Genomic DNA, 416 nt, shown 5'->3' on the forward strand with positions numbered 1-416 from the left:
AACGTGACGTTCGCCGGCATCCTCGGCGGCGGCGGAACCCATCAGAACAACCTCGGACTGACCAAATCCGGAGCGGGCGTTCTGACTTTGACCAACACCGCCAACAGCTACACCGGTCAAACCATCATCAGTGGCACGGGTTCCGCGGGCACCTTGCAGATCGGCGCGAACGAGGTCATTCCGGATGCATCGGAGGTGGTGATTTCCCACGGCGGCAAGTTCGTGGTGGGCCTCGCCACACCGGGAAGTTATACGGAGACCATCAGGGGGCTTAGTGGTGCGGCTTCCGCCGCATCTTTGGTTGAGGCATTCGATGCCGCCACCGGCGGCGCGGACATCACGGGCAATCTGATCATCCACACCGCAGGCGGCACCTTTGACTTTGGTGGATTTGTCCGTGACCGGGGCGGCAGCAT

The 416-nt window shown here is 62.0% G+C and carries 1 protein-coding gene; it reads left to right on the plus strand.

From position 1 onward, the window contains the following. The coding region (locus I6F37_RS41955; protein ID WP_368736832.1) for an autotransporter-associated beta strand repeat-containing protein at positions 1-416 on the plus strand (416 nt) is incomplete at both ends.

It is taken from the genome of Bradyrhizobium sp. NBAIM08 (assembly GCF_020193935.1).
Classification (GTDB): Bacteria; Pseudomonadota; Alphaproteobacteria; order Rhizobiales; family Xanthobacteraceae; genus Bradyrhizobium; species Bradyrhizobium yuanmingense.